Here is a 24,826-nt window from a genome sequence, read left to right as displayed (position 1 = left end):
CAATATTCTGTATAAGAGGGAGCAGGCAACCGCTGCCCACCACGTTGGCAATCACTACTCGAATTCGACTAACGTCTATAGGCTAACACAAACCATTAAAGCGCCTCAGCGTTTGCTCAGGCGCTCTATAGATACGTTCTGGCGTGGTTAGTTGCTTAATTCTGGGGCAACGACGCCGCAATATGGCGAGCACACCAGTCGGCCAAGGCAGCATCGCTGGCTTCTACCATGACGCGAATCAACGGCTCGGTGCCCGATTTACGCAGCAGCACTCGGCCTTTATCACCCAGCCGGGTTTCTGCTTCCTGCACAGCGTGCTGTACACGAGGGCTCTGCACCGGGTCTTCCTGGGTCGCGTTGAAGCGCACGTTCAGCAGCACTTGAGGAAATTTGTGCATGCCTTGTTTGGCCATGAACAGCGTATTGCTCTGATTCATCAAGGCCGTGAGAACACGCAAAGACGCTATGATGGCGTCGCCGGTGGAAGCGTGGTCCAGGCTCAACAAGTGGCCTGACCCTTCGCCTCCCAACCGCCAGCCGGTCGCTTTCAGCTGTTCCATGACGTAGCGGTCGCCCACTTTGGCACGTACAAACGGCATCCCCAGCATGGCCAGCGCCTGTTCTAGCCCCAAATTGCTCATTTGCGTACCCACCACGCCACCGGTATACCCATGGTGCTTGGCATCTTTGGCCAACAGGAAAAGCAGCTCATCGCCATCCACCACCGTGCCGGTATGGTCTACCATCATCAAGCGGTCGGCGTCGCCATCCAGCGCAATGCCCAGGTCGGCCTCGTGAACCAGCACGGCGCCACAGAGGGCACGCATCGACGTAGCACCGCACTCGGCATTGATGTTCGTGCCGTTGGGGCGGTCATTGATACTGATGACCTCTGCCCCCAACTCCCGGTATACCGCAGGGGCAACCTTGTAGCCTGCGCCATTCGCGCTATCGACCACGATCTTCAACCCCTGCAGGCTCAGCGTGCTGGGCAACACCGCCTTGCAGTACTCAATATAGCGCCCTGCGGCATCATCAATTCGGCGTGCCTTGCCTAGCGCATCCGACTCCACACACTCCATCCCCCCTTCCAGAGCGATATGAAGCATCTGCTCGATTTCCTGCTCCTGGGCATCGGTCAGTTTGAAGCCCCCCTGGCCAAAAATCTTGATGCCGTTATCGTAAAACGGGTTGTGCGATGCGCTGATCACCACGCCCGCATCGGCCCGAAAAGTAGACGTAAGGTAAGCCACCGCCGGCGTAGGCAGTGGGCCCACCAACGCGATATTGACACCCGCCGCCGAAAAGCCCGCTTCCAGGGCAGACTCCAGCATATAGCCACTGGCCCGAGTGTCCTTGCCGATAAGCACTTCTTTAACGCCTTCAGCGCCCAAGACCTTACCAGCAGCCCAACCCAGTTTCATGGCAAACGCCGGTGTCATCGGAAACTCACCTACGCGGCCGCGAACGCCGTCGGTGCCAAAATAGTGTCGCATGATGTAAAAACCTGATTAAAAGATGGTGAGGGGAAAAGAGTGAGGGGTGAAGCGCTGGACTGCCACAGGTCTAGTAGCGCGTGGTAACGAGCAAAGCGAGGCACCCGCGGATGGGCGGCGATGAGCCGCCCCTAACGCAGCCCCACTAACGCCATCCCACCAACGCTGGCACCCACGCTATGCCAAGCCTTACTCCACCGTAACGCTCTTGGCCAAATTGCGCGGTTTATCCACATCGGTGCCTTTTACCAGCGCCACGTGGTAAGCCAGCAACTGCAAGGCCACGACGTGCAGCACAGGGGAAAGCAAACCGTAATGCTCCGGCATGGCCAGTACATTCACCCCTTCACTGGGTTTCACCGCACTATCACCATCGGCAAATACGTAAAGCTGGCCGCCGCGAGCGCTCACTTCCTGCATGTTGGCTTTGAGCTTTTCCAACAGCTCATCGTGAGGGGCCACCACCACCACCGGCATATCGGCATCTACCAGGGCGAGCGGCCCGTGTTTCAACTCACCCGCGGGGTAGGCTTCAGCATGAATGTAGGAGATCTCTTTGAGCTTCAGCGCGCCTTCCAAGGCAACCGGGAAGTGGCGGCCACGCCCCAGGAACAGCGCATGGTGCTTATTAGCAAACTGCTGTGACCACGCTTGAATGCTGGGTTCCAGCGCCAGTACCTTTTCGACCGCAATGGGCAGGTGGCGGAGCTCATCCAGGTAGGCTTTCTCATCGGTGGCGGGCAAGCGCTGATGAGCTTTGGCCAACAGCAGGGTAAGCAGAAACAGCGCGGCCAGCTGGGTGGTGAACGCCTTGGTGGATGCCACGCCAATTTCTGGCCCGGCACGGGTGATAAAACGCAGCGCGGTTTCACGCACAATGGCGGATTCCGGCACGTTACAAATCGCCAACGTATGGGGGTGGCCCAACGCTTTGGCATGCTGCAAAGCGGCTAGCGTATCCGCAGTTTCACCAGATTGAGAGATGACCACCACCAGCTGGTTCGGGTTGGGCACACTCACGCGGTAGCGGTATTCGCTGGCAATTTCTACATTGCAGGGTATACCCGCCACCTGTTCTATCCAGTACTTGGCTGTCATGCCTGCATAGCTGGAAGTGCCACAGGCCAGGATCAGTACCGAATCCACCTGTTCAAACACGGCTTGCGCATCGGCCCCAAACATACCGGGGTGCAGTTGCCCTGCCCCACTAAGCATTTCCAGCGTATTGCCTAGCGCCTGGGGCTGCTCGAACATCTCTTTTTGCATGTAGTGGTTGAACTCACCCAGCTCTACCGCGTTCGCCGTGAGATGAGACGTCACCACGGCACGCTGTACTGGCTGCCCCAACGCATCCACCACCGCCACCGCATCACGCGTCAGCTGTGCCACATCGCCATTTTCCAAATACATCATCTGCTGCGTGACGGACAGCAGCGCCGACGCATCCGAGGCGGCGTAGTGGCCTTCATCCGTTATGCCCAGCATCAGCGGCGAGCCTTCACGGGCCACCACCAGGCCCTCCGGCTCTTCTTCACTGACCACAGCCAGCGCAAACGCGCCCGTCAAATGCTTGACCGCACACTGAACCGCAGAGAACAGGTTTTCTGCGGGTTCGCCTATTTCACCCTTAAAGCACGCTTGAATCAGGTGAGCGATAGTTTCGGTGTCGGTATCTGACGTAAACACATAGCCCAACACCTGCAACTGTTCACGCAGGGCTTCGTAGTTTTCGATAATACCGTTGTGCACCAAGGCCAAACCTGCCGAGATATGCGGGTGAGCATTGCGTTCAGCAGGCACCCCGTGAGTGGCCCAGCGGGTGTGGGCAATGCCAATGGTGCCACGGAGCGCCTGCTGATCCACGCGAGCCGCCAGCTCCGCCACGCGCCCTTTAGCCCGCGCCCGCTGTAAGCCATGATTGAGCACCGCCAAGCCAGCGGAATCGTAACCGCGATACTCCAGCGTCGAGAGCCCTTCCAATAGAAAAGCAATGCTATCCTTTGCGCTTACCGCGCCTACTATCCCGCACATTTAAACAGTTCCTACACAAGCAAAAGAAAACAGCATGCCTTTGCACAAGCCATGCCACTACCCAGTTCATGATTATAAAGCATTAAGCTGGCTTAATTCAGCCTTTGTTGCGAGTTTCGGGGAGGGAGAAGTCTAGGCCGATAGAACGCTCGGGGTGGGGTTTAGAGCTATCGATAAAAAAATCTTCTCGCCTGATAGTGCTTGAAACAGAACACTCCGAACCATTGGCTAACTTGTCATAATCATCTTTTCTAACAGATAAAGAATCACTATTTTCTACACCTCTTCTAGTCTCAGAAATCATTACATTAAGAGTATTATATTTTTCACGCAACTGAAGATATGAGGATCTGATTTTTTGTCTTTCTTCCCAAAGCTTATAAAAACTTTTACCTTGCAACAAGCTATTGCACTGGAGCTCTTCATAAGAAACCGAATCCAAATGAACAAACCAATTAGTTGGCGTAGCGTTAAAGGTTCGCCAATAAACATAACCCAAGTTATCAAGAATTGCATGTACCTTTAAAAACTGCTCCTCATTGTGCGATTCAACAAATAAATTCGGCCTATCATTCAATAGAATATTCACAGCACCTTTTAAAACATCAACCTCCATGCCTTCAACGTCCACTTTAATAGCTTTAACCTTACGATTAAACTCAAAACTATCAAGCGACACAACTTCAACCTCTTCACCATCAAGCAAGGCTTTATCATCTACTAAAGTTAGTGCCTGAGCACCTAAGTTATGGGGAATTGACTCTTTAAAAACCCCTTTCCCATAGCATGCTCCAACTCCTTTACTTATAACAGTAACACGATCTTGAAGTTTGTTCGTAGCAACTGACTGCTTCATGGAATCAGATAATTTTTTATTTGGCTCGAAAGCAAACACATAACTATTGGCAACCACTGCCAGGCAAAGCGAGTGATTTCCAATATTAGCACCAACGTCTAAAACCAAGTCATCCTTTTTTAAAACATCAAACATAGCCTCTAACATTTCCAGCTCATACGGACGACCTTTATCTGCCAAATACTTCTGTATATAATCAGTTTCATGATCTGGAAGAAACATGAAATATTGTTTATCTCTCGCTTGAATAGCGAACTTTTTGCTTTTCAATTTTTAGTCCTTATTAGCTGAATAACTTAGGCTCATCATTTATACGGCAATAATTCAAAATCAGTAGAAAACCAATTACACTTCAATAGCAAAATGCAATTTAAAAAAATCACAAACAAACTCGTAACAAGAACCCATCAATCTTTTCAGACATTTTTTTTAATTCTGAGCTTTCAGGATAATAAGCCAAACCAAGGTCAACAATAGATTTAGCCGCATCAAAATCAAACACTTCAATGAAAACACTTGCTAAATTTAGATAGAAACCAATTTCACCAACTACCAACGTTGACAACTGACCATCTGCCTTTAAACTTCTGAAATACAAATTTTTTCTGTACTTAGTTAATGCAATCTCTTCTTTTCTAAAGCCATATCCATAATCAAAAAACAGTTTTTTTATAGCCGTCTCAACATAACTAGAAACACCGTATACTCTATATTTTTTTATCAACTCATAAGCTTTTTCTATTTCACCTGATTGTATATGCCTTAGGGCTTTCTTTCCATAACAAACAGGGTTTTTCAAAGGATCAATTTCTACATTCGAAGGAAAACAATCATCCTCCACTATGCTAAAGAAAAATTTTTTTAAACACCCGTTATTAAGAAGCGTCTTTGCTACAGAATGTTGCCCATCTGGCACATCATAAATTCTTGCAGATCCAAAACCTGGCCTAACTCTTTCGTTAAAAAAAAGATTATCTGTTTTAACCAATGAATCATATATTACAAACTGAGCAAGAGATGCATCATTATCCTTTTCACTTAACGGAATATGCAGAAACTCTTGTTGACTCCCACTTTTAAACAAGCCTTTTAAAACAGGATCAGGCGGGCAAAGTGGGGAGAATGCAATAGCAGTACCATTTAAATAACTTGAAAAATATAAAGCTGCGTAGCCACCGACACTAGAGCCGTAAAGATATACTTTTTTATTAGCAACATATATGCTAACTGCATCTAAAATATCTTCCGGGCTTACTAACTGATAGCTAGTATTTTTTGAACAAGTGATATGGAGGCTAGTGTAATTATTTTTAGCTAGAAATTCAGTACCAAATCCAAAAGAGCGTAAACCTCCAGGCAAACCGTCAAAAGTAAGGAATATAACATCATTTACTGCATTTTTTTTAGGTGTATTTAATGCAACGCTGAGCACATTGTCTTTAAAAACAATTTTGGTATCAAATAAAACATTCACTTACATTACCTCCCCAAAAACTTAAACAACCATTACTGTCATAACATAAAGGAAACGAAAATAAAAATTTAACGCTAAAACACAAGCACGCATAAATAATCAAAGAACGATCACTTACACTGTAGAGACAAAGCACAAAAATTAAAGAAGTCAAAGATTAATCATTTATAAATCTTATATGCAGAAACATTTGGAAAAAAAGCATCATAAACGCTTCTAACTTTCATATAACATGAAAGAGTGGCGTTATTATTAGACCCTGCCTTCTTCAAGATAGAGTCGCGCATCTTATCATCAAACAGCACCTTTCCAAGGTTATTATGATCACAAATGAAATCCATCATGCTTTTAATACTACTTGTAGCATATTCAATCATGCCCTGATTACAACTTGATATCCATGGCGCATGTTTATGAACCTTACCTTGCTCGCTTTTAAAGGCGGCATATTCCATTAAATCATGTTCGTAATCTAATAACTCACCATCAGGATCACCTGAAAAAGGATATGCAGCGACACTTGGTTCTAGCTCTTCATAAATCACCTTAAGAAATTTTTTACTCTCTCTCTCTTGAATAGTTAATTTGTTCGCTGCAATATTCCAGTATGGATTGGCCAGAGGAAAAAATGTACGTTTTCCCATAGCTAACATTTCTCTATGGTGACCAAAATGTCGATTGTTTCTTTCTAAAAAAAATCTATAGTTTAATTTTTCCTCAATATTATCACCATGATATTTCAAAAGATGACTGACAAAAAAGTCTTTTGATTCTTTATGATTTCTCAAAGAAATACTAGGTTCACATACAATATCAAACAGCACAGATAAATCATCCTCCGTACTCTTTTCAGTATTTTTGAAGCCACCCTGCTTCTTAGCCCGTTTTGCAATACCCTTATAAAGAGCACTGACCCTTAAGACCTCACCTGCACCACCTCTTACCTGAACCTCACGATCATAACTTGTTGAGGAACATGCAACTCTAGAACCTGTTGCTAAGCGCGCAAAATAATTATTAGATCTATATTTTGAAATATAATTTAAATAATTGTCAGGGGAGAACTCCAAAGACCCCCTACAGTCATCACGAAACCAACTCATACTTAAATCTTTTTTTATAAAATTTGCAACTTTAAAATCATTTTTTAAAACTTTATACGAATTAGGGGATTCTTTGCCTGTAGGTATCGCAGTCGATAATCCAATCTGCTCTTTATCTTTAGTTTTAAGCAAGGCTGACAGACATACCCGGGAATCGTTGCCACCTGAAAAGAATAAATTAATTTTATAAGGCGAAAGGTTTGCTATATTATTGACAAGATATTCTTTACCGCTCTGCACTAAACCATTGAAGTCTTGGTTTTCGTTTACCAAGTCTCTGCCAACATTTAGAACCTGACCAGACAAAGGAAAATAATTAATCTTGCAATCAGGACTTAATGATTGAATTTTATCACTTGCAGTATGCGTAGAATAATTATTAGCAAAAAAAACATCCGATGAAGCTAATATGGGATAAAACGCTGCATTATCTACAGATACTTTGATGCCTCTTTGTAGAAGATGATCACTTAGTGAGGAAAAGCAATTAGAAATCAATAACGCCCTCTCACCACCTGAAGTTACATTCGAATAGTAAAGCCTATAAAAACCAAAATAATCAGTTCTAACCTCTAAAAAGCCATTGATTTTAAACACAGCCACCCATTCACCATAGGGTTCGCTTTCTCTATCAACAACATCTTTAAAATCATTGCTTGGCGTCTTACCCATTTCAGTTTTATAAAAATATCTTTTATGGGAGTGGTTGATATATCCATCAAAAAAAATCAAACCATCCCTACAATCTAAAAGATTTTCACTTAAGGTAACAACAAATCTATCTTCATCACTCAAGAAATAATTCACACCCACCTCACACAATTATTTAAACTATAAAAAATTCAAAATACAACCGGCAACCTTATAACGATCAAAACATAAAACTTTCTCTTTTATTGAAGGTAGCAAATCAGATCTAGCAATGAACTCAGCAGCCATGTCTAGAGACATAAATATTGTATTGCTCGGGTAGATTGTTTCCGCTCCTGGCCACGACAAAATTATCGGTCGTGAACCACTTGCTAAACCTTCAGCCACAGCCAGGTGAAAACTCTCATGATCGCTGACGGAGAGTATCCAGCCGATTTTTTGCAGCCATACATCTATTGGGCCAAAACCCTCAAAAATAACGTTTTCACTCCAGCCGTTATCTTTGATGCGCTGATATTGGCTTTTGTAATAAGCCATTTCATCGGCTTTCGCCTTTGAGTGCATCCACGGGTAATCTTCCGGCCTCTTACCTTTTATAAAAAGCTTATAACGCTTATCTTTAACATACAATTTTTCAAAAATGTCTAATGCCCGATCTAGGCGTTTAGACTGAGGCACATCTCCAATCATCCCAAGATGAAACTCGGAACCTGGATACTTAGGCTTATCTAGCAGATCTGTATCTACCATGTTGAAAATCATCCTACACTTCTCTCTTTCAAGAGAAAATTCAGATATCATCAGCTCATAATAATAAGGTGAAACAAAAATGTAATTATCAATATTTTTATGGTTGCATTGCTCAAGATGCCTAGTCTTTAGCTCTTGCGCATGTATACGGGTGATTAATTTCTGCCCCTCTTTTTTATGATTTGAGTACCAAACTAGATTCCCCAGGCCCCATTCACAAAGTATTGTATCCGCTTGGTTTAATAACCGTAGGCTTTGCTCTTCATCATGTTTACTGTGACCTTGCCATTGATCAACCAGCAATTCCATATCATCTCGCTGCTCAATAGCTTCGATGATAAATTTAGCAAATTTCAGATCATGACCTGCAACGAGCACTTTCTTTTTATCTTGCGCAAAGGTCAACGCTTTCCTTGCTCGCTCCGCAGTCTGGGTATGAGAAAAGCGTTCTGCTTCTTCTACATTTACTCCTAAACGACCTTGGATAGCTTCCCACATGGCGTGGGCAATTCCATCTATATCTTTTTCTGTTAATGAAGCCCCCCCAAGGCTATCCAACATATCCGGTACACAGCCATGGGCCATGGTCACTGCTAATACCGGTTTTTTAGCCCCTAAGTAGTCAGCGAGCTTTCCTGGATAAAATGGTGTGTCACGAAGCCCTTGATCGCTAAAATCAGCATCACGTAACAGCAGACAATCAGCTTGGGTCATTACTGCTAGGCTTTCCAGGTAACTGACCGTTCCCTCGAAGCTGACAACCCCCTCCAAACCATAATCGGCAGCAGCCTGAATATAACGGTCATTGGCACCATAGAACTCTAAGGTAAAACGCCCTAGTAGTTCAGGATGTTTTTCTAGCAATCGCTGGGCGCCCAGCATGAAGGGTTCCGAGGTACGCTTGAACTTATAAAGCATACCGACGTGCATGAAGCGAAAGACCTGTTCACCCCCAGCCTTCTCCTGCACGATGTCGGTTTGCTCAGCCCGCGCCGGATACATGCGCTCATCGAAGCAGTGGGGCAGCACGAAGAACTTGTTGCTATCCACCGGCTGGGCCTGGCTGTCGCAGACAATGGCCTGCTGGTAGGGGTTGGTGACGATAATCCTGTCAGCCCGCTGAAGCACCTCTGTTTCCGTCTGGCTATCCTCTTCCAACATGGGAAACTTGTAAGATTCGTTAAAAGGGTTCGCGGCTATAGGATCACCAAAAGAAGCCACCCATCGCAGTTCTGGATTGGCCTTCTTGATCGCCATAGCGGCCAAATGCGAAGCAATCTCATGAGAGTGTGAAATCATCACCCGGTAGTGGCTGTGTTCTTTCAGGCGTTGATAAAAATCTAGTACCTTCTCCACATAGTGTTCGCGGGCCTGGGGATCTCGAGCATCTTCCGTGGGCACTTCGATCTCATAGCGATTGAAGCGGCTGGCCGCGTAGCGGAACATCCCTTCGTTGTCAGGCTTGTCGGCGCGCTTGATCTGCAACACATCGTACTCGTAGCCGGTGTCCTTCAATCGTTTGAAGAGATTGAAGGCCGAAGAGCTCTTGTAAGGCGGAAAATGCCAGGAGACCACCAGCACCTTCTTTGGGGTAGAGCGGCTCATGCGCTTACCTCCTGCCGACGGGAGACAAGCGTTAGGTCGGAACTCGGTTCATGTTCGCCCCAGTAGATGAAATCCTCCAGTGCCTCAATGTGCAGGGGTTGGGACACGTCGTGCTTGAGGACGCGATTATGCCCGTAGTAGTGGCGCTCATCGGTATAGAACTCGTGGGCGAGCTTCATAGCGTAAGTCACAGTGCCGTTGGATTGGTTGAGGAACTGGTATGCGGTTTCGAAGTTTTCCAGCTCGATGAAAAGCTGTTTATTATGGGCGGTCTGGGCCTCAAATAGCTGCTTAGCTCGCTGGATATCAGCTTCGCTGCTGGCAGTGATCGCCAGGGCAACTTTGGGCAAAGCAACCTCAACCTCCATACCCAGTAGGCGGCACAGCGACTGGATGCGGTGGCCATAGGTATGGTCGCGCATCACGGCACGTACGCCGCGGCGAGCCAGTGCCTGATAGGCCTGTGGCGAGGCTTCCAGTGCCCTCAGCTGCTCGGCAATGCTCTGCTCGCCGGGCATGATGACAATATCCCCAAACAGCTGGCGTACCCCAACTGAATCGTTGCTTATCACCGGCGTACCGGAAGCTAGCGACTCATAGACCCGACGGGCAAACATGGTGGCAGAGTCCTGAACTGAGTTCATATTGACCTGATACTTGTAGCCCTTATGGGCCTTCCAGACCTCTTCCGGCGGCAGATTGCCAACGATGCTGTCTTGATAGTGATCGGGGAAAAAGAACTTCTCGATGCCCTGCTGGTAGTTGCGGTCGAAGATATCGCACTGGACGCCGGCCCGCTTCACCTCACCCATCACCTGGTTGAAATCGTCACAGCGCTTGGGCTTATCACCGTAGTAGGAGCCAGCGAACACGGCCTTGGATAGTCGGGGAATCACCGGCTCGGGATTATGGATTCTGGGCTGGGCGCCGAAGGAGAGTGGGTGGGCATCAATGCCGAAGTCTGCTTTGTAGCGCGGCACCATGTTGACGTCGGTGGTGATCGCTAGGTCGAAGAGCTTGGCAATGGGGCCAAATTTGTCATAGTGAGGAGGGTCTTCCTTATTCCAGAACGCCGTAGGGATGCCCTGCTGCTTACAGTAGCGCAGCAGACCGCTGAGTTTCTTGCCACCACCGCTACCCTTGGTGATCGTACCCCAGTTGCCATCATTACCTTTCCAGCAACTCTCCACCAGTAGGAAGTCCGGTGGGTTCTGCTCGATTTGCGACTGCCAGTCCTCTTGGGTCACCTTGATCAGCTTGACCTCGTGAGAGAGACACTCGGCGGTAAATTCGTCCAGTACACAGGCTACAGTCAGGTCCGAAGTGAGTCGCTTGTGCTGGGGATCATGGACGATAGCAGTCGGAAGGGGCTGTCGCTGAAGCAGTTGACGCTTACGCTCTTTCTCGGCGGCTTCGCTGTAGCAACGCCCTTGGATGCAAAGCTCGACCTGCTCATCATCCTTGATGCCCAGACTTCCCACTGAGAGAGACACACTGACAACATCTTCTGGTAGCGTCAGTTTGAAGACTTCTTTTGTGGTCTCATCTAGCGTTTTGCTATTAGCGTTGAGATATCGAAAATGCTGCTTGAACGCCGCCGCTATTCCAATACCGGGAACGGTCGCTTTTTTGTTGCCTTCCTTGTCCAAAAAGTCGAACAATAGCACCGCTTTGCGGGACGTAGCGGCACTTTTCAGCCGGTAGATGACAGCCGCTGAGAGCTCTAATGTAGCACCAGGTACCGGCACCTTTATGAAATCAGCTACGCTTTTCTTGCTGTTGCCGCTGAGCGTCAATTGCTTCTTTGTGATATGAACTGTTTCATCTTTCGGCGCTAAAGCAGGCTTGGGAGTAGCTGCCGGAGTGGGCAACTTTACAGCCGCTGGCTCAGTCGCAGGCGCTACCACTGGCTCTACAGTGGTCTCACTCTCTATGCCCTGCTGCCATTTCTCTATCGTCAACACCTTCACTATTGGCTCAGCATGCGCAGAGAACAGCAGCTCAGAATTCGGCTTCGGTGCTGGCAGCTTCAGTGACCTCTTAAGAGATTCAGCCAAGCTGGTGGCATTGTCAGCGTTAAAACTCACGACCTCTTTGTGTTTCTTTGCATACTCTGCCAAAGGCGCTATATCAGAAACGACCAGGCGCTTACCGTAAGAAAGGGCTTCTGCCGCTTTAATCGGCGGCACAATGTTGCAAACGGCCAGTGGCTTGCGGGGAATCACTACTGCATTCAGTAATGCGTAGTAATCGCCTACCTGCTCATGGGCAACGCGCCCTACCTGTATCAACCAGGGGGTGCTGTCTGCTTCTTTGGCCAAAGCATGGTCGCCTACTGCTTTGGTGATCGGCTGCTCGTCACCTACCAACAGCAGCTTGATTTTTTCACCTTGGGCCACCAGCTGGGCACAGGCTTCCAGCAGCACTTCGAGCCCTTCATAGGCACTAAAACTGCCAATGTAGCCTACTACTTTATCGCCCTCTTCAATGCCTAGGCGTTTTTTCAAAGCTGAGTTGGCCGGCTTGATGTTGGGAAGCGCGGTCACGCCATTAGGCACAATGGCAATGTTTTCCGGCTTTACGCCGCGCTTTACCAGCTCCTCTTTCATAGGCTGGTTGAGGGTGAATACCTTTTGCGCCTGTTTTGCTACAAACGCATCACGCTCGGCTTCTTTACGGAAGGCGGCGCTGTTTTCATACTCGGGTTCGCGGGCGGCACGTGAAAGCTCCCAAAATCCGCGTACCTCGTTATAGAACGGTAGGCCCAAGCGCTTGGCAGCCACCCAGGCGGGCAGGCCCACTGCATGGTTGGAAGCAGCCAATACCGCGCTGGGGCGGTACACCCTGAATAACTCTATGTACTTATTTATGCTCTCTTCTAACAGCGGCTTGCCGTTTTTTGGGGCGGCATCACCTTTCCAGCGTGTATGAATGTAGCGCACGCCTTCAATGGTGGTTTCCGGTGCGACGTTGCTTTCTGCGTTTAGCTCCCACGGCCTGCCTGGGCGCACAAAGCAGAGTGTTTCAAAGCCGTGCTGGTTCAGTGCGTGGGCAATGCCTTGGGTTCTAATCGCATAGCCGTTGCTAGCGTAACTTTGCCCATGGCTAACCATATAGGCAATTCTTCCTTGAATGGGCGCATTGAGTGGCTGCGCGGGTGTGTCCGCAAGCTTGGAGGCGTGTGAAAGCAACTCGTCCATGGAGATCCAGAAATAGGTAAATAGTGAGAGAACAATCGTAAAGAGTGAGGAGTGAATGGTGAGGGGGAAGTGATGAGCCTATGGACTAATGCTGTGGCCCTGCGGAACTCCCCCTCACTTTTAAGTGGGCTATTAGCCCAGTAAGCCTACGGCGTCGATGACGCTCTCTTTCTCGCGTACTTTCTCTACATTTTTGATAAACGATTTGTGCTTCACGAGTACGCACACTACGTCTGCTTGTGTCAGTGCTTCTTCGAGTGTTTTTAGTTCTACATTGGTTTGTTGCAGTGTTTTAGGCAGCGCTTCGATGTTGGGCTCGACTACCTGCAAACGGCAGCCCAGGGCGGCTACTTGTTCGGCAATGCCCAAGGCGGGGCTTTCACGCAGGTCGTCGATATCGGGTTTGAAGGCAACGCCCAGGCATGCCACGGTCAGCTCGCTGCGCTTGGCTTCGGGGTTTTGCTGGTGGTAGCTGTCCAGGGCCTCTTTAACCCGCGCCAGCACCCACTGGGGTTTGGCATCGTTGACTTCACGCGCAGCACGTACAATTTTGGCCTGTTCTGGGCAGGCATCCACAATGAACCAGGGGTCTACGGCAATGCAGTGGCCGCCTACGCCTGCGCCGGGGGTCAGAATATTCACCCGTGGGTGGCGGTTGGCCAGCGCAATCAGCTCCCACACGTTGATGTCCAGCTCGTGGCAAATGGTGGAAAGCTCGTTGGCAAACGCAATATTCACATCGCGGAAGCTGTTTTCGGTCAGTTTGGCCATTTCCGCCGTGCGGGCGGTGGTCGGCACGCACTCGCCTTCGACCACGATGCCGTACAAGGCGCAGGCGGCTTCGGCGCACTTGGGGGTCATACCGCCAATCACTCGGTCGTTTTCCACGAGCTCACGAATCACATGGCCGGGCAACACACGCTCGGGGCAGTGGGCAATGCGGATATCCGAGGCTTCGCCGTGGGTTTGCGGGAAGGTGAGGTCTGGCCGGGCTTCTGCTAGCCATGCGGCCATTTGCTCGGTGGCACCAATGGGGCTGGTGGATTCCAGCACCACGAGGTTGCCCGGCTCTAACACGGCGGCGATGGCTTTGGCAGCAGCTTCGATGTAGCTCAGGTCGGCTTTGTGATTCTGGCCGTGCTCATCGGTGTGGAACGGGGTGGGAACTGCCACCATGAACGCATCGGCGGGTTCGGGTTTTGTGGTGGCACGCAGGTAACCTTCGGTGACGGCAGCGTGCACCACCATATCCAGCTCGGGCTCGACAATGTGAATTTGGCCGCTGTTGATGGTGTCTACGGCATGTTGGTTGACATCCACACCAATGACTTTTTTCTTGCGTGACGCAAATACTGCCGCGGTAGGTAGACCAATGTAGCCCAAACCGATCATGGAGATAGTATCGAATTTCATTTTCATGCTCTTATAAAGAGTAAAAGTAGTGAGCCACGGAAAACACTGACAACACGGATAAGTACTTATACGGATAGGTACTTATACAAATAGTACTTTTTCATTTATCCGTGTCATCCGTGTTATTCCGTGGCATGACAAAGCTAGCGCGCGTATTACTTCGCCAAGATGTCGCGAATACGTTGGCAGGCGTTGCCGTCGCCGTAGGGGTTGTGGGCGTAGCTCATGGCGTTATAGGCCTGCTCATCGGTGAGCAGCGTGTTCAGCGCGCGGGTGATGGCGGCGACATCAGTACCTACCAGTTTCACGGTTCCGGCTTCTACCGCTTCAGGGCGCTCGGTGGTATCGCGCATGACCAGCACGGGCTTGCCTAATGAGGGCGCTTCTTCTTGAATACCGCCAGAGTCCGTCAGGATAATGTGCGCCTGGTTCATCAAGTACACAAACGGCAGGTAGTCTTGCGGCTCTACCAGGTGTACGTTGCTCACATCGGCTAACAGCCGGTTTACCGGTTCGCGCACGTTGGGGTTCAGGTGTACGGGGTAGAGAATTTGCGTTTCGGGATGCGCTTTGGCGGTTTCCGCCAGGGCTTGGCAAATGCGTTCGAACCCGCCGCCAAAGCTTTCACGGCGGTGGCCGGTCACTAGAATCAGTTTCTTGCTGGCATCCAGCATGGGAAAGCGCTTCGCTTGCTCTGCGGCAAGCTCCGGCTGGCTCTTCAGCTTTTCTACGACTTCCAGCAGCGCGTCGATCACCGTGTTGCCCGTTACGTGAATGGTGGCAGGGTCAATGCCTTCTTCCAGCAGGTTCTGCCTGGAGGTACTGGTAGGCGCAAAGTGCACGGCGGCCAATGCGCCGGTTAACTTGCGGTTGCCCTCTTCCGGCCAGGGCGAATACAGGTTGCCCGTGCGCAGGCCTGCTTCTACATGGCCTACGGGAATTTGCTGGTAGTAGCACGCCAATGTGGTGGCAAAGGTGGTGGCCGTATCGCCATGCACTAACACGATATCCGGCTTGAACTCTTCAAGAACACTCTTTAACCCTTGCAGAATGCCGCAGGTCACATCATTCAGGTCTTGCCCTGGCTTCATGATGTTGAGGTCGTAGTCGGGCGTCAGCTCGAATAGTTCCAGTACCTGATCCAGCATTTCGCGGTGCTGTGCCGTAACACACACTTTCGCTTCAAAACGCGTGTCTTCCGCTAACTGCAGTGCCAGCGGGGCCATTTTGATGGCTTCAGGGCGTGTACCAAACACGGTTAAAACTTTCATCGGTGTTCCCTATTCCTTGCCTATGGTGTGGCGGTTTCCAACAGTTGATATTCCAGCTCTTGGCAGCGGCGGTAGTAGTGTTCAAGCAGGCTTTGGGTTTCTGCCAGCTGTCTAGATTCCGCAGGCGAGCCCGCAAGCACTTGTTTATGTTCAGGTTCGCCTTTTATACGCTGCTCACACAAAGCAATATTAGCGCTGAAAAAGGCGCTATCATAAAGCGTTGCTGCTTTCTGGTACAGGTTTAAGGCTTCCTGATAGTTGCCCTCGCGGAAGCTTTTAGAGGCGCTGGCCACAATTCGCTGTGTCACATCCATTCCCTTATGTTCTCTGTTGCTTATGTCCATTCGTATCGTCGTGAGAGACTTTGCCGCCCCGCGTTAAAGGTCCGTGGTACGCCGTGTAATATGCTGGCCCAAGGCATTGGCAACCTCTTTGATAAACGTGTGCTGCTCGTCAAATTTTTTATTTATATCTTTATGCAATTCCATGAGTGCAGCATGCAGCGCTTTTTGTTGTGCCAATTCGGCCTGCAAAGCGTCGAGCTTTTGCTGTTGTTCGGCACACTGTGCTTTCAGCGCTTCACGCTCTTGCTGCCACTGCGTTTGCTGAGCTAACCACTCCTGCTGTTCGTTATGCCCTGCCTCGATGGCCACTTGGGCAGCCTTGAGCTGCTTGGCCAGCTTGGCCGCGCGCTGTGCCTGCTCTTGCCAGCGGTCGTAGAACGGGTGGCGGGTTAGCTGAAGCAGGGGCAGGTCCGGGTCGTCTTCGCGGGTTACTTGAAGCTCGAAGCCTTCTTCCAGGCACCAATTGAGGATTTCCTCGGCTTCCGGCATGCCTTGGTACAGCGGTACGCCCCCTACTCTTAACCACAGCTCGCTGAGTTGCTTGTAGCCGGCGTGCGCTTTCAGCGCTTGCAGTAGCGGCCATACCAGTTCTGGCTGTTCGACCACTATGGTGCTGGGCTGGTTTTCCAGTTCATTCAGTAGATCGGCGACCCCCATGAGCGGCTGGGGGGTGCTATCTACCAGCTCTAGCCCTGGGTAAAGGGTGTAAAGCCCAGAGGCGGGTTGGCTGGCGTTGAACTCCGGCAGGTTGAAGACGTAGTACGGCTGTTCACCGCTGGCTTCCGCCAGTTTTTTTACTTGCTGCACGGCTTGTGGGAACAAACCCTGTACTTCCAGCCACTGCTCGCTATTCGCGGTGGGCGTAATGAACTGGGCACTTTCTGCCGGGCCAAGCGCTTCCAGCAGCGTTAGCGTGTCGGGCCGTAGAGGCCCCAGGTACAGTAATTGAATGCTCATGAGGGGTCACTTCTATGCGTGGGCATTGGGCAGCGTGGTATTCAAGGCTGGGCGGGGGCTGGCAACTGCTGCTGGGGCCTGGCGGGCAAGCGCTCTTCATGCTGCCCATAGCGCAGGTAGTGAAGCAGCGGGTTTTGCCCGGAAATCGCTACGTCTGCGTATTCACACAGGTAGAAGTAAGTATCGAACTTGTCGCTGGGGTTGCGCCCTTCGGTGGCACCAAACTTGAGGTAATGTTCGGCGGGTTCCATGCCGGAAGTTTTGACATCCGGGTACTGTTCACAATACCACTGGGCATCGAAGAAGCTGCTTTGCTGGATGGTGGCTACCTGTTGCGGTAGCGCACGCTTGAAGGGGCGGCTATAGCGGTAGGCGGCAGCGGCATTGCGGTGCCCACTGGCGCGCAGCCACTGGGTAATGCTTTCGTACTGGTGCTGCATGAGCTGCTGTTCTTGCTTGAGCACATTGATGGTTTTCTGACGGCTGTCGGCCTGCTTTTTGTAGTGCTGGGCATTTTCGGTGGTCTTTACTAGCTGCTCTTGCACTTCATGAAGCTGAGCCACGATGAGCTGCTGCTCTTGCTGCAGCTGCTGGTACTTCACACTGGCCTGCGCGTCTTTTTTCTCTGCTTGCTTCACCGCTTTTTGATGCGCTTGAGTGAGCTTGTCCAGGCTTTGCTGGGCGGTTTGATGCTGTTTTTGCAAGGTTTGCAGGGTGTCTTGCAGCTGCTGCTTGTCCTGGGCTTCCAGGCGGAACTGCTCTTGGGTTTGATGCAGCTGTTCGATCAACAACGCCTGCTCTTGCAGTAACTGCTCTTTGCGATGCTGCGCTTGTTGCTGCGCCTTGGCGGCATTTTCTTCCGCTTGTTCCAGTTCGGCTTGGTGTGCAGCCGCCAACGCGTTGGCTTCTTGCTGCGCTTGTGCCAATTGCTGTTCGACCTGTTGCAGTGCCTCTTGGCTGGCCTGGCTCAGCGCTTTGTAGGCATCTTGCTGTGCTTGGGCGGCCTTGGTTTGCTCTGCCAGCTGCTTTTCCAACGCTTGCTGGGCTTTTTTATGGTCGCCTTTTAGCTGGCTCAGTTCGGCTTTGCGCTCATCCAGCCGAGCTTGTTGCGATTTGGTTTTCTTTCTTAACCAGTTGAGCTTGGTTTCTTTTTCTTCCAGGTCGGCCTGTTGTGCCTGGTTGGCCAGAATGTTCTCTTCCAGCGCTTCTTGCACTTTCATGAGCTGTTCTAGCAGCGCCGCATTTTCTTGCTCTACGCCGTAAGTGTGATCTTGCAGCTTGGCCAGTTCGTTGGCTTTGCGCGTGGCGGCTTGCTGCTGTTCGTCCAGCTGCTGGCGCAGCTGGGTGTTGGTGGCCTGCTGCTCTGTCAGTTGGCTGGCCAGGGTGTCTTTGGCGTGTTCGGTTTCCAGCAGCTGGGCGCTTTTTTCTGATAGGCGCTGGGTGGTTTCTTCCAGGCGCTTTTGGGTTGCGTCGTGCTTGGCTTGGGTATCGTTGCATTGCTGCTGCAGCGTGGCCAGCTGTTCGCCAAGCTGGCTGTTTTCCTGCTGCACGTGGCTTAGCTCTGCCTGGGCACTCTCTGTCGTGGCTTTGAGCGTGTCGCGTTGCTGGTGCTCGTGCGCCAACTGTTGCAGGCTTTGCTCGACTACGTCGACGGCGGGCTGCTGCCAGTTCGCTACGTGGCCGCTGCTGGCTTTCAGATAGCTGTAGGCTTGTTGCAGCAGGCTGTCTTCCTGGGTGAGCTGATGCGCCATTAGCCGGTAGAGAGGTGCTGTTTGCGCCAGCGTGAGCTGGGCCACCCATGGCAGCAGGGCCACAGTGGCGACGTTGGGCAGGTACCCTTCCAGCGTCACCTGTTTACGCTTGCGCTTATAGAGTTTTACCAATAGGTCGGCCTGATAGCTCCATTGCCACAGTGCTTCTTTAGGCCGATTGGCGTGCTGCAAGCTGGCGGCTAACCAGGCGCTGGGGTGCGGCCATGCAATGGTGCAGGTGCGCTCTGCATCGCTTTTTAGCCAGTGTTCCAGAGCTGAGAGGGCTTCTTCCGTGAAGACGCTAAGAAGTAAAGCGGGCTGCCCTTCCGTCGTGTCGTGGGAGAAGCCAGTGGCGATATCGCCTAGCGTAACGGCATGGGCGGGCTCTGCGCTGGCGTCTCCCTCTCGCGTATCGCGAAATTTTTCGGTTCCGATATATACGGCTAAGGACATTGTCTGGGCAGCTCCATTCACTTCTTTGATAGTCATTTGATTTACTTGAACTGGGGGGCTTCGTGCAGGCTGAGCCCTTGAGCATCTTTGTTGGATAGGGTGGGTCGTTGGTGTTCGCTCAGCGGCCATGTAATCGCTAGGCTTGGGTCGTCCCAACGGATCGACACTTCATCGCCGGGGGCGTAATAGTCGGTGCATTTGTATTGAAATTCGGCTTCGTCACTCGTGACGTAAAAGCCGTGTGCAAACCCTGGTGGTACCCACAGCATTTGCTTGTTGTCCGCACTTAAATGGACGCCTACCCACTGGCCAAAGGTGGCCGAGCTTGCGCGCATGTCCACCGCTACATCGAACACTTCACCTTGCGTGACGCGTACCAGCTTGCCTTGGGGCTGCTGATGTTGGTAGTGCAACCCGCGTAAAATGCCGTGTTTGGATTTGCTGTGGTTGTCTTGCACGAACTGGTAAGGGCCGCAGTGGGCTTCAAATTCGCTTTGACGAAAGGTTTCCATGAAGAAACCGCGCTCATCCCCAAACACTTGCGGGGTGAGCAGCACCACCTCAGGAATGGCGAGTTTTTCGTACTTCATAAATAGCTCGTAAGGCGTGAATCGTTAGGTGTGAGGTGCCATTCAAGTACCACAAGGTTCCTTACCTCTTACCCTTTACCTTTTACTTTTAAAAGGCGCTGGAGGTATTGGCCGTATTGGGTTTTGGCTAGGGGCTTGGCGAGCTCGGCTAGCTGTTCGCTGGTGATCCAGCCTTGCTGCCAGGCAATTTCCTCCAGGCAGGCGATTTTCAGGCCTTGGCGGTGCTCAATGGTTTGTACGTATTGGCTGGCTTCCAAGAGGCTATCGTGGGTGCCGGTGTCTAACCAGGCGAAGCCTCGGCCCAGGCGCTCTACGCGTAAATCGCCGCGTTGCAGGTAGGCGTTATTCACGCTGGTAATTTCTAGCTCGCCACGTTCTGAGGGCTTGACCTGCTTGGCAATCTCGACCACATCTTTGTCGTAGAAGTAGAGCCCGGTGACCGCATAAGCGGATTTGGGCTTCTTGGGCTTCTCTTCGATGGAGATGGCTTTGCCTGTTTCATCAAACTCCACCACGCCAAAGCGTTCAGGGTCTTTGACCAGATAGCCAAATACGGTGGCACCGCTGGTGTGTGCGCTGGCTCGCTTTAGCTGATCAGAGAAGTGTTGGCCGTGGAAGATGTTGTCGCCTAGTACCAGGCATACCGGGCTTTCGCCGATGAAGCGCTCCCCGATGATGAAGGCTTGTGCCAGGCCATCGGGGCTTGGCTGTTCGGCATATTCGAAGCGCAAGCCGAAATCATCGCCACTGCCCAGCAGGTTTTGGTATTGAGGCAGGTCTTCAGGGGTAGAGATGATGAGAATATCGCGGATGCCCGCCAGCATCAGTACCGAGATCGGGTAGTAGATCATCGGCTTGTCGTAGATGGGCAGCAGTTGTTTGGAAACGCCCCGAGTAATGGGGTGCAGGCGCGTGCCTGAACCACCGGCAAGAATGATGCCTTTTCTGGGTGTGGTTTGACTCATTGGGGTCTCTTTGTTCATTTTTTAGCCACGAATGTTCACTGATAGCACGGATGACATCAAAAGAAACAATAAATAAAAAGTTTCCGCTTTTTCAGTGCGTTCCGTGGCTTAGTAATGTTCCAGATGCTCTTGAAGCGTGAGCGCCAGCTGGCTTTGCCACGTAGGCAGGGTGATGCCTAGTGCCCGCTCTATTTTGCTCAGCGACAGGCGTGAGTTTAACGGGCGCTGGGCGGGTGTTGGGTACTGAGCCGTGGTGATGCCGTGGGTATTGTCAGGTGTAATGGCCAGGGCTAACTGCCGCTGGGAGGCCTGTTTGAAAATTTCGCTGGCGAGGCCATGCCAGCTGGTTTCGCCCTGCGTGGCCAGATGGTAAACCCCTGATGGGATGTGAGGGGTCAAACGTGAGGCGTGAGGGGTGAAGGCCAACGCGGTGATTTGGGCGATCAAGCGTGCTGGCGTGGGCGCGCCTATTTGGTCGTTGACGATGTTGAGCGTTTCGCGCTTGTGGCCCAGGCGCAGCATGGTTTTCATGAAGTTGTTGCCCCGGGCGGCGTATACCCAACTGGTGCGGAAAATCAGGTGGTGTGCACCGCTTTGAGTCACCGCTTCATCCCCTTCTAGCTTGGTTTGCCCGTAAATGCTTAGAGGGCCGGTGGGGCTATCCTCTTGCCACGGGGTCTCGCCGTTGCCAAGGTAAACGTAATCGGTTGAATAGTGCACTAGCGCGATGCCCTGCTGGGCGGCATAGGCGGCTAGCTGTGCGGGTAACTCGGCATTCAGGCGTTTGGCTTGTTCCGGCTCGCTTTCGGCTTTGTCTACCGCGGTGTAGGCGGCGGCATTCAGAATCAAGGCAGGTTGGTGCTTTGCAAGATACTCATCCACAGCGTGAGCATTGATTAAATCAAGCGCCTGCCGTGAGGGGGCCAAGATGTTGCCGAACGGGGCAAACTGGCGCTGCAGCTCAAAGCCCACTTGGCCGTTGCCGCCGGTGATGAAAATGTTCATGGTGAATCCTTTTTTGCCACGGACACTCACGGAAAACACGGATAAAAACATTAAACAACGATACGTTTGATCAGTGTTTTTGGAAATGTGAAATTAATGAGCAGTCCTACAGGTAAGTTAGTGGCACGAAGATAATTTATGAGTTGCGGTTCAGCGGCTGGAGGCAAGTTTTTCTGCGCTTTCAACTCTAGAATAATTTTACCTTCTACCAACAGATCGAGCCGGTGCTCCCCTACCAGGCACTGTTTGTAGTAGATATTGACAGGCTTTTCAGCCTCCACATATAGACCGGCAGATTGCAGCTCAATGAACAATGCTTTTTGATAGATGCTTTCCAGAAAACCGGGGCCAAGCTGCCTGCTGACTTCAAAAACAGCTCCCCTGATTCGATATGTTAGCGCTTCTTCCTTGAGCATGTGCATCTCTTGTTAGTAACCACGGAAGCTCACTACAAACACAGATAAGATCAAAAGCAATTAATAAAAAAACCATATCTTGGTTTTATCCGTGCTTTCCGTGTTTTCCGTGGCAAAAAGCAGTGGCTCTACAGGCTGCCGAGGCGTTGGCCTTGGTAGCTGCCGTTTTGTACGCGTTTCCACCAGGTTTCGTTGGCAAGGTACCACTCCACGGTTTTGCGCAGGCCGGTCTCGAAGGTTTCCTGCGGCTTCCAGCCGAGTTCGCGTTCGATCTTGCTGGCGTCGATGGCGTAGCGTACGTCGTGGCCTGGGCGGTCGGTCACGAAGGTGATCAAGTCTCGATAGGATTTTTCACTGGGCACCAGCTCTTGCAGCAGGTCGCAGAGGGTTTCGACTACCGTGAGGTTGGCTTTTTCGTTGTGCCCACCAATGTTGTAGGTTTCGCCTACCTGGCCTTCGGTGGCTACCTTGATAAGCGCGCGGGCGTGGTCTTCGACGTAGAGCCAGTCGCGGATCTGTTGGCCGTCACCGTAGACAGGCAGCGCTTTACCGGCGAGGGCGTTCAGGATCATCAGCGGAATGAGCTTTTCCGGAAAGTGGTACGGGCCGTAGTTGTTCGAGCAGTTGGTGACCAACGTGGGCAGGCCATAGGTGCGCTGCCAGGCACGTACCAGATGGTCGGAACTTGCCTTGCTGGCGGAATAGGGTGAGCTGGGAGCGTAGGGCGTTGTCTCGGTGAAGAGGTCGTCGGTGCCTTCCAGGTCACCATATACTTCATCGGTGGAGACGTGGTGAAAGCGAAAGGCTTCCGCCTTGGCGGCGTTGGTGGCTTGTAGCGCTTTCCAGTAGCCACGGGCGGCTTCCAGCAGCACTGCCGTGCCCACGATATTGGTTTGGATAAATTCGGCGGGGCCATCGATAGAGCGGTCTACGTGGCTTTCGGCGGCCAGGTGCAAGACGATATCGGGCTGGTGGTGCGCGAACAGCTGCTGCATGGCCACGGCGTCACCAATGTCGGCTTGCACAAAGGTGTAGCGCTCGCTGGCTTCCACGCTGGCCAAGGATTCCAGATTACCTGCGTAGGTGAGCTTATCGATATTGACGACTTGATGCTGGGTGCTGTTGATCAATTCACGCACCACGGCGGAGCCGATAAACCCTGCTCCACCGGTAATAAACAATGTTTTTTGCATGACGTTCTAATTTTCCAGTGCTTAGCGACCAGGCCCGTTCACTCAAGGGACTCCAGGTGTAATCGCGCTTCTTTGGCACGGCTACCGGCTTCTTGAACGGCTTTTTTAGCAGCGGCGATCTCTTTTGTGTCGCCCTGCTCTTTGGCATCGTTCAAGCGCTCTTGCGCGGATTTCAGGTCGGCATGGCAGGCTTGCAGGTATTGGCGCGCGCCCTTGGCATCTTTGGGCAATTCGGCACTGCGCTTTTTATGATCGATATCGGCATGGTAAGCGGCAATGGCGTCATGAATATCGTCGTACCAATGCGCTTGACCCTGTTTGATGTACAAACCGGCTTGGCAGAGGTCTTTCAGAATCCCTTCCGAGTGCGAGACCATGATCAGCGATGACACGCCAATCTTGGATTGAAAAAGATTTTTGGCTTTTGCCTTGAACGCGCGGTCACCTACGGCGGTAGCTTCGTCTGAAATGTACACATCGAAGTCGAAGGCGAGTGAAAGGCCAAACGAAATGCGTGACTTCATACCGGAGGAGTAGGTACGAATGGGTTCGTCGAATGCGGGGCCTATTTCCGCGAATTCTTCTACGAACTTGATGACGCGTTTGACTTCTTCTGGGCCACTGCCCTGAACTCGGGCGACGAACTTGGCATTCTGGCGCCCGGTCATGTTGCCTTGCATGCCGCCGGAAAGGCCCACAGGCCAGGAAACACGGCTGTGGCGAATTACTTCACCACGCTCGGGGGAATCCATGCCCGCGATAAGACGCAATAAGGTGGATTTACCCGCTCCGTTGGCACCAATCAACCCTACGCTCACCCCTTGGGGGATCGTGACATTGATATCTTTCAGCACCCAGTCGCTACCGTGATGGTTGTGGTAACGCTTGTAGAGGTTCTTTATTTCAATCATTTTGGGTTTGTGAATGGTGAGGGGTAAATGGTGAATGGGGCGTTCGTGGGGTGCATTGATTTCACCGATTCTGTCAACGTTTGATTCAACTGCTGGGCTGGGCAAGTATGCGGTGGCTTCGTTAGGGGTGCTGAATATGCCAATGAGGTTATTCCACCACCGTGGCCCAATCAGGGCGGCTGGCGCCGCCCACGCGGGCGCCTCTTTCGCTCGTGACCTCGCTCTTTCGTTACGCCGCGCTACGGGGGCACGTGGCCAATGATGGCGGTGTTTCGTAGCGCGGTGTAAGCGGAGCGCACCCGCGAAGCACCCCGCCAGGGGTGCCGAATAAGCCAGCGAGGGTTGCTACACCACCGTGGCCCAATCAGGGCGGCTGGCGCCGCCAACGCGG

Annotated in this window: 18 protein-coding genes; all 18 read right to left on the bottom strand. The window is 51.3% G+C overall.

Annotated elements, in window-relative coordinates; all coding sequences use genetic code 11:
* Window positions 1-155 precede the first annotated feature (155 nt).
* Window positions 156-1,496, bottom strand: a complete 1,341-nt coding sequence (gene glmM / locus LG409_RS06210) for a phosphoglucosamine mutase (RefSeq protein WP_227407837.1) — start codon at window positions 1,494-1,496, stop codon at window positions 156-158.
* A gap of 189 nt (window positions 1,497-1,685) precedes the next feature.
* Window positions 1,686-3,527, bottom strand: a complete 1,842-nt coding sequence (glmS, locus tag LG409_RS06205) for a glutamine--fructose-6-phosphate transaminase (isomerizing) (RefSeq protein ID WP_227407836.1) — start codon at window positions 3,525-3,527, stop codon at window positions 1,686-1,688.
* A gap of 97 nt (window positions 3,528-3,624) precedes the next feature.
* Window positions 3,625-4,653, bottom strand: coding sequence for an FkbM family methyltransferase (locus LG409_RS06200; RefSeq protein WP_227407835.1), 1,029 nt, complete (start codon window positions 4,651-4,653; stop codon window positions 3,625-3,627).
* 109 nt (window positions 4,654-4,762) lie between these two features.
* Window positions 4,763-5,857 (bottom strand): hypothetical protein, encoded by a 1,095-nt coding sequence (locus LG409_RS06195; RefSeq protein WP_227407834.1) that lies wholly within the window; start codon window positions 5,855-5,857, stop codon window positions 4,763-4,765.
* Window positions 5,858-6,018: 161 nt separating this feature from the next.
* Window positions 6,019-7,755 carry a hypothetical protein gene (locus tag LG409_RS06190; RefSeq protein WP_227407833.1) on the bottom strand — a complete coding sequence of 579 codons (1,737 nt, stop codon included), beginning with the start codon at window positions 7,753-7,755 and terminating at the stop codon, window positions 6,019-6,021.
* A gap of 36 nt (window positions 7,756-7,791) precedes the next feature.
* Complete coding sequence (locus LG409_RS06185; protein ID WP_227407832.1) at window positions 7,792-9,966, bottom strand: hypothetical protein; 2,175 nt, start codon at window positions 9,964-9,966, stop codon at window positions 7,792-7,794.
* A complete protein-coding gene (locus LG409_RS06180; RefSeq protein WP_227407831.1) occupies window positions 9,963-13,166 on the bottom strand; it encodes a glycosyltransferase in 3,204 nt (1,067 codons plus the stop codon). The genes LG409_RS06185 and LG409_RS06180 overlap by 4 nt, the downstream gene beginning before the upstream one ends.
* Window positions 13,167-13,298: 132 nt before the next feature.
* On the bottom strand, window positions 13,299-14,579 hold the full coding sequence (wecC, locus tag LG409_RS06175; RefSeq protein ID WP_227407830.1) for a UDP-N-acetyl-D-mannosamine dehydrogenase: 1,281 nt from the start codon (window positions 14,577-14,579) through the stop codon (window positions 13,299-13,301).
* 155 nt (window positions 14,580-14,734) lie between these two features.
* Window positions 14,735-15,850: a non-hydrolyzing UDP-N-acetylglucosamine 2-epimerase gene (gene wecB / locus LG409_RS06170; protein ID WP_096923255.1), complete on the bottom strand. Its 1,116-nt coding sequence runs from the start codon at window positions 15,848-15,850 to the stop codon at window positions 14,735-14,737.
* Between the two features lie 20 nt (window positions 15,851-15,870).
* Entirely contained in the window at window positions 15,871-16,164 is a 294-nt protein-coding gene (locus LG409_RS06165; RefSeq protein ID WP_096923256.1) for a hypothetical protein, read from the bottom strand.
* A 63-nt stretch (window positions 16,165-16,227) separates the two neighbouring features.
* Entirely contained in the window at window positions 16,228-17,151 is a 924-nt protein-coding gene (locus tag LG409_RS06160) for a hypothetical protein (RefSeq protein WP_227407829.1), read from the bottom strand.
* 41 nt (window positions 17,152-17,192) lie between these two features.
* Window positions 17,193-19,355 (bottom strand): hypothetical protein, encoded by a 2,163-nt coding sequence (locus LG409_RS06155; RefSeq protein WP_227407828.1) that lies wholly within the window; start codon window positions 19,353-19,355, stop codon window positions 17,193-17,195.
* A 41-nt stretch (window positions 19,356-19,396) separates the two neighbouring features.
* Window positions 19,397-19,945 carry a dTDP-4-dehydrorhamnose 3,5-epimerase gene (rfbC, locus tag LG409_RS06150; protein ID WP_227407827.1) on the bottom strand — a complete coding sequence of 183 codons (549 nt, stop codon included), beginning with the start codon at window positions 19,943-19,945 and terminating at the stop codon, window positions 19,397-19,399.
* A gap of 68 nt (window positions 19,946-20,013) precedes the next feature.
* On the bottom strand, window positions 20,014-20,910 hold the full coding sequence (gene rfbA / locus LG409_RS06145; RefSeq protein WP_189464281.1) for a glucose-1-phosphate thymidylyltransferase RfbA: 897 nt from the start codon (window positions 20,908-20,910) through the stop codon (window positions 20,014-20,016).
* A 108-nt stretch (window positions 20,911-21,018) separates the two neighbouring features.
* Window positions 21,019-21,915 (bottom strand): dTDP-4-dehydrorhamnose reductase, encoded by an 897-nt coding sequence (gene rfbD / locus LG409_RS06140; protein WP_227407826.1) that lies wholly within the window; start codon window positions 21,913-21,915, stop codon window positions 21,019-21,021.
* A 50-nt stretch (window positions 21,916-21,965) separates the two neighbouring features.
* Complete coding sequence (locus tag LG409_RS06135; RefSeq protein ID WP_096923262.1) at window positions 21,966-22,331, bottom strand: GxxExxY protein; 366 nt, start codon at window positions 22,329-22,331, stop codon at window positions 21,966-21,968.
* A 128-nt stretch (window positions 22,332-22,459) separates the two neighbouring features.
* A complete protein-coding gene (gene rfbB / locus LG409_RS06130; RefSeq protein WP_096923263.1) occupies window positions 22,460-23,524 on the bottom strand; it encodes a dTDP-glucose 4,6-dehydratase in 1,065 nt (354 codons plus the stop codon).
* Window positions 23,525-23,562: 38 nt separating this feature from the next.
* The gene (locus tag LG409_RS06125) at window positions 23,563-24,540 is read right to left on the bottom strand and encodes an ATP-binding cassette domain-containing protein (protein WP_227407825.1); all 978 of its coding nucleotides are present in this window, start codon (window positions 24,538-24,540) and stop codon (window positions 23,563-23,565) included.
* Window positions 24,541-24,826: the final 286 nt, after the last annotated feature.

Source organism: Halomonas sp. NyZ770, from assembly GCF_020616575.1.
In the GTDB taxonomy this organism is placed as follows: Bacteria; Pseudomonadota; Gammaproteobacteria; order Pseudomonadales; family Halomonadaceae; genus Vreelandella; species Vreelandella hamiltonii.
This window is presented reverse-complemented; position numbering and strand designations above follow the sequence as displayed.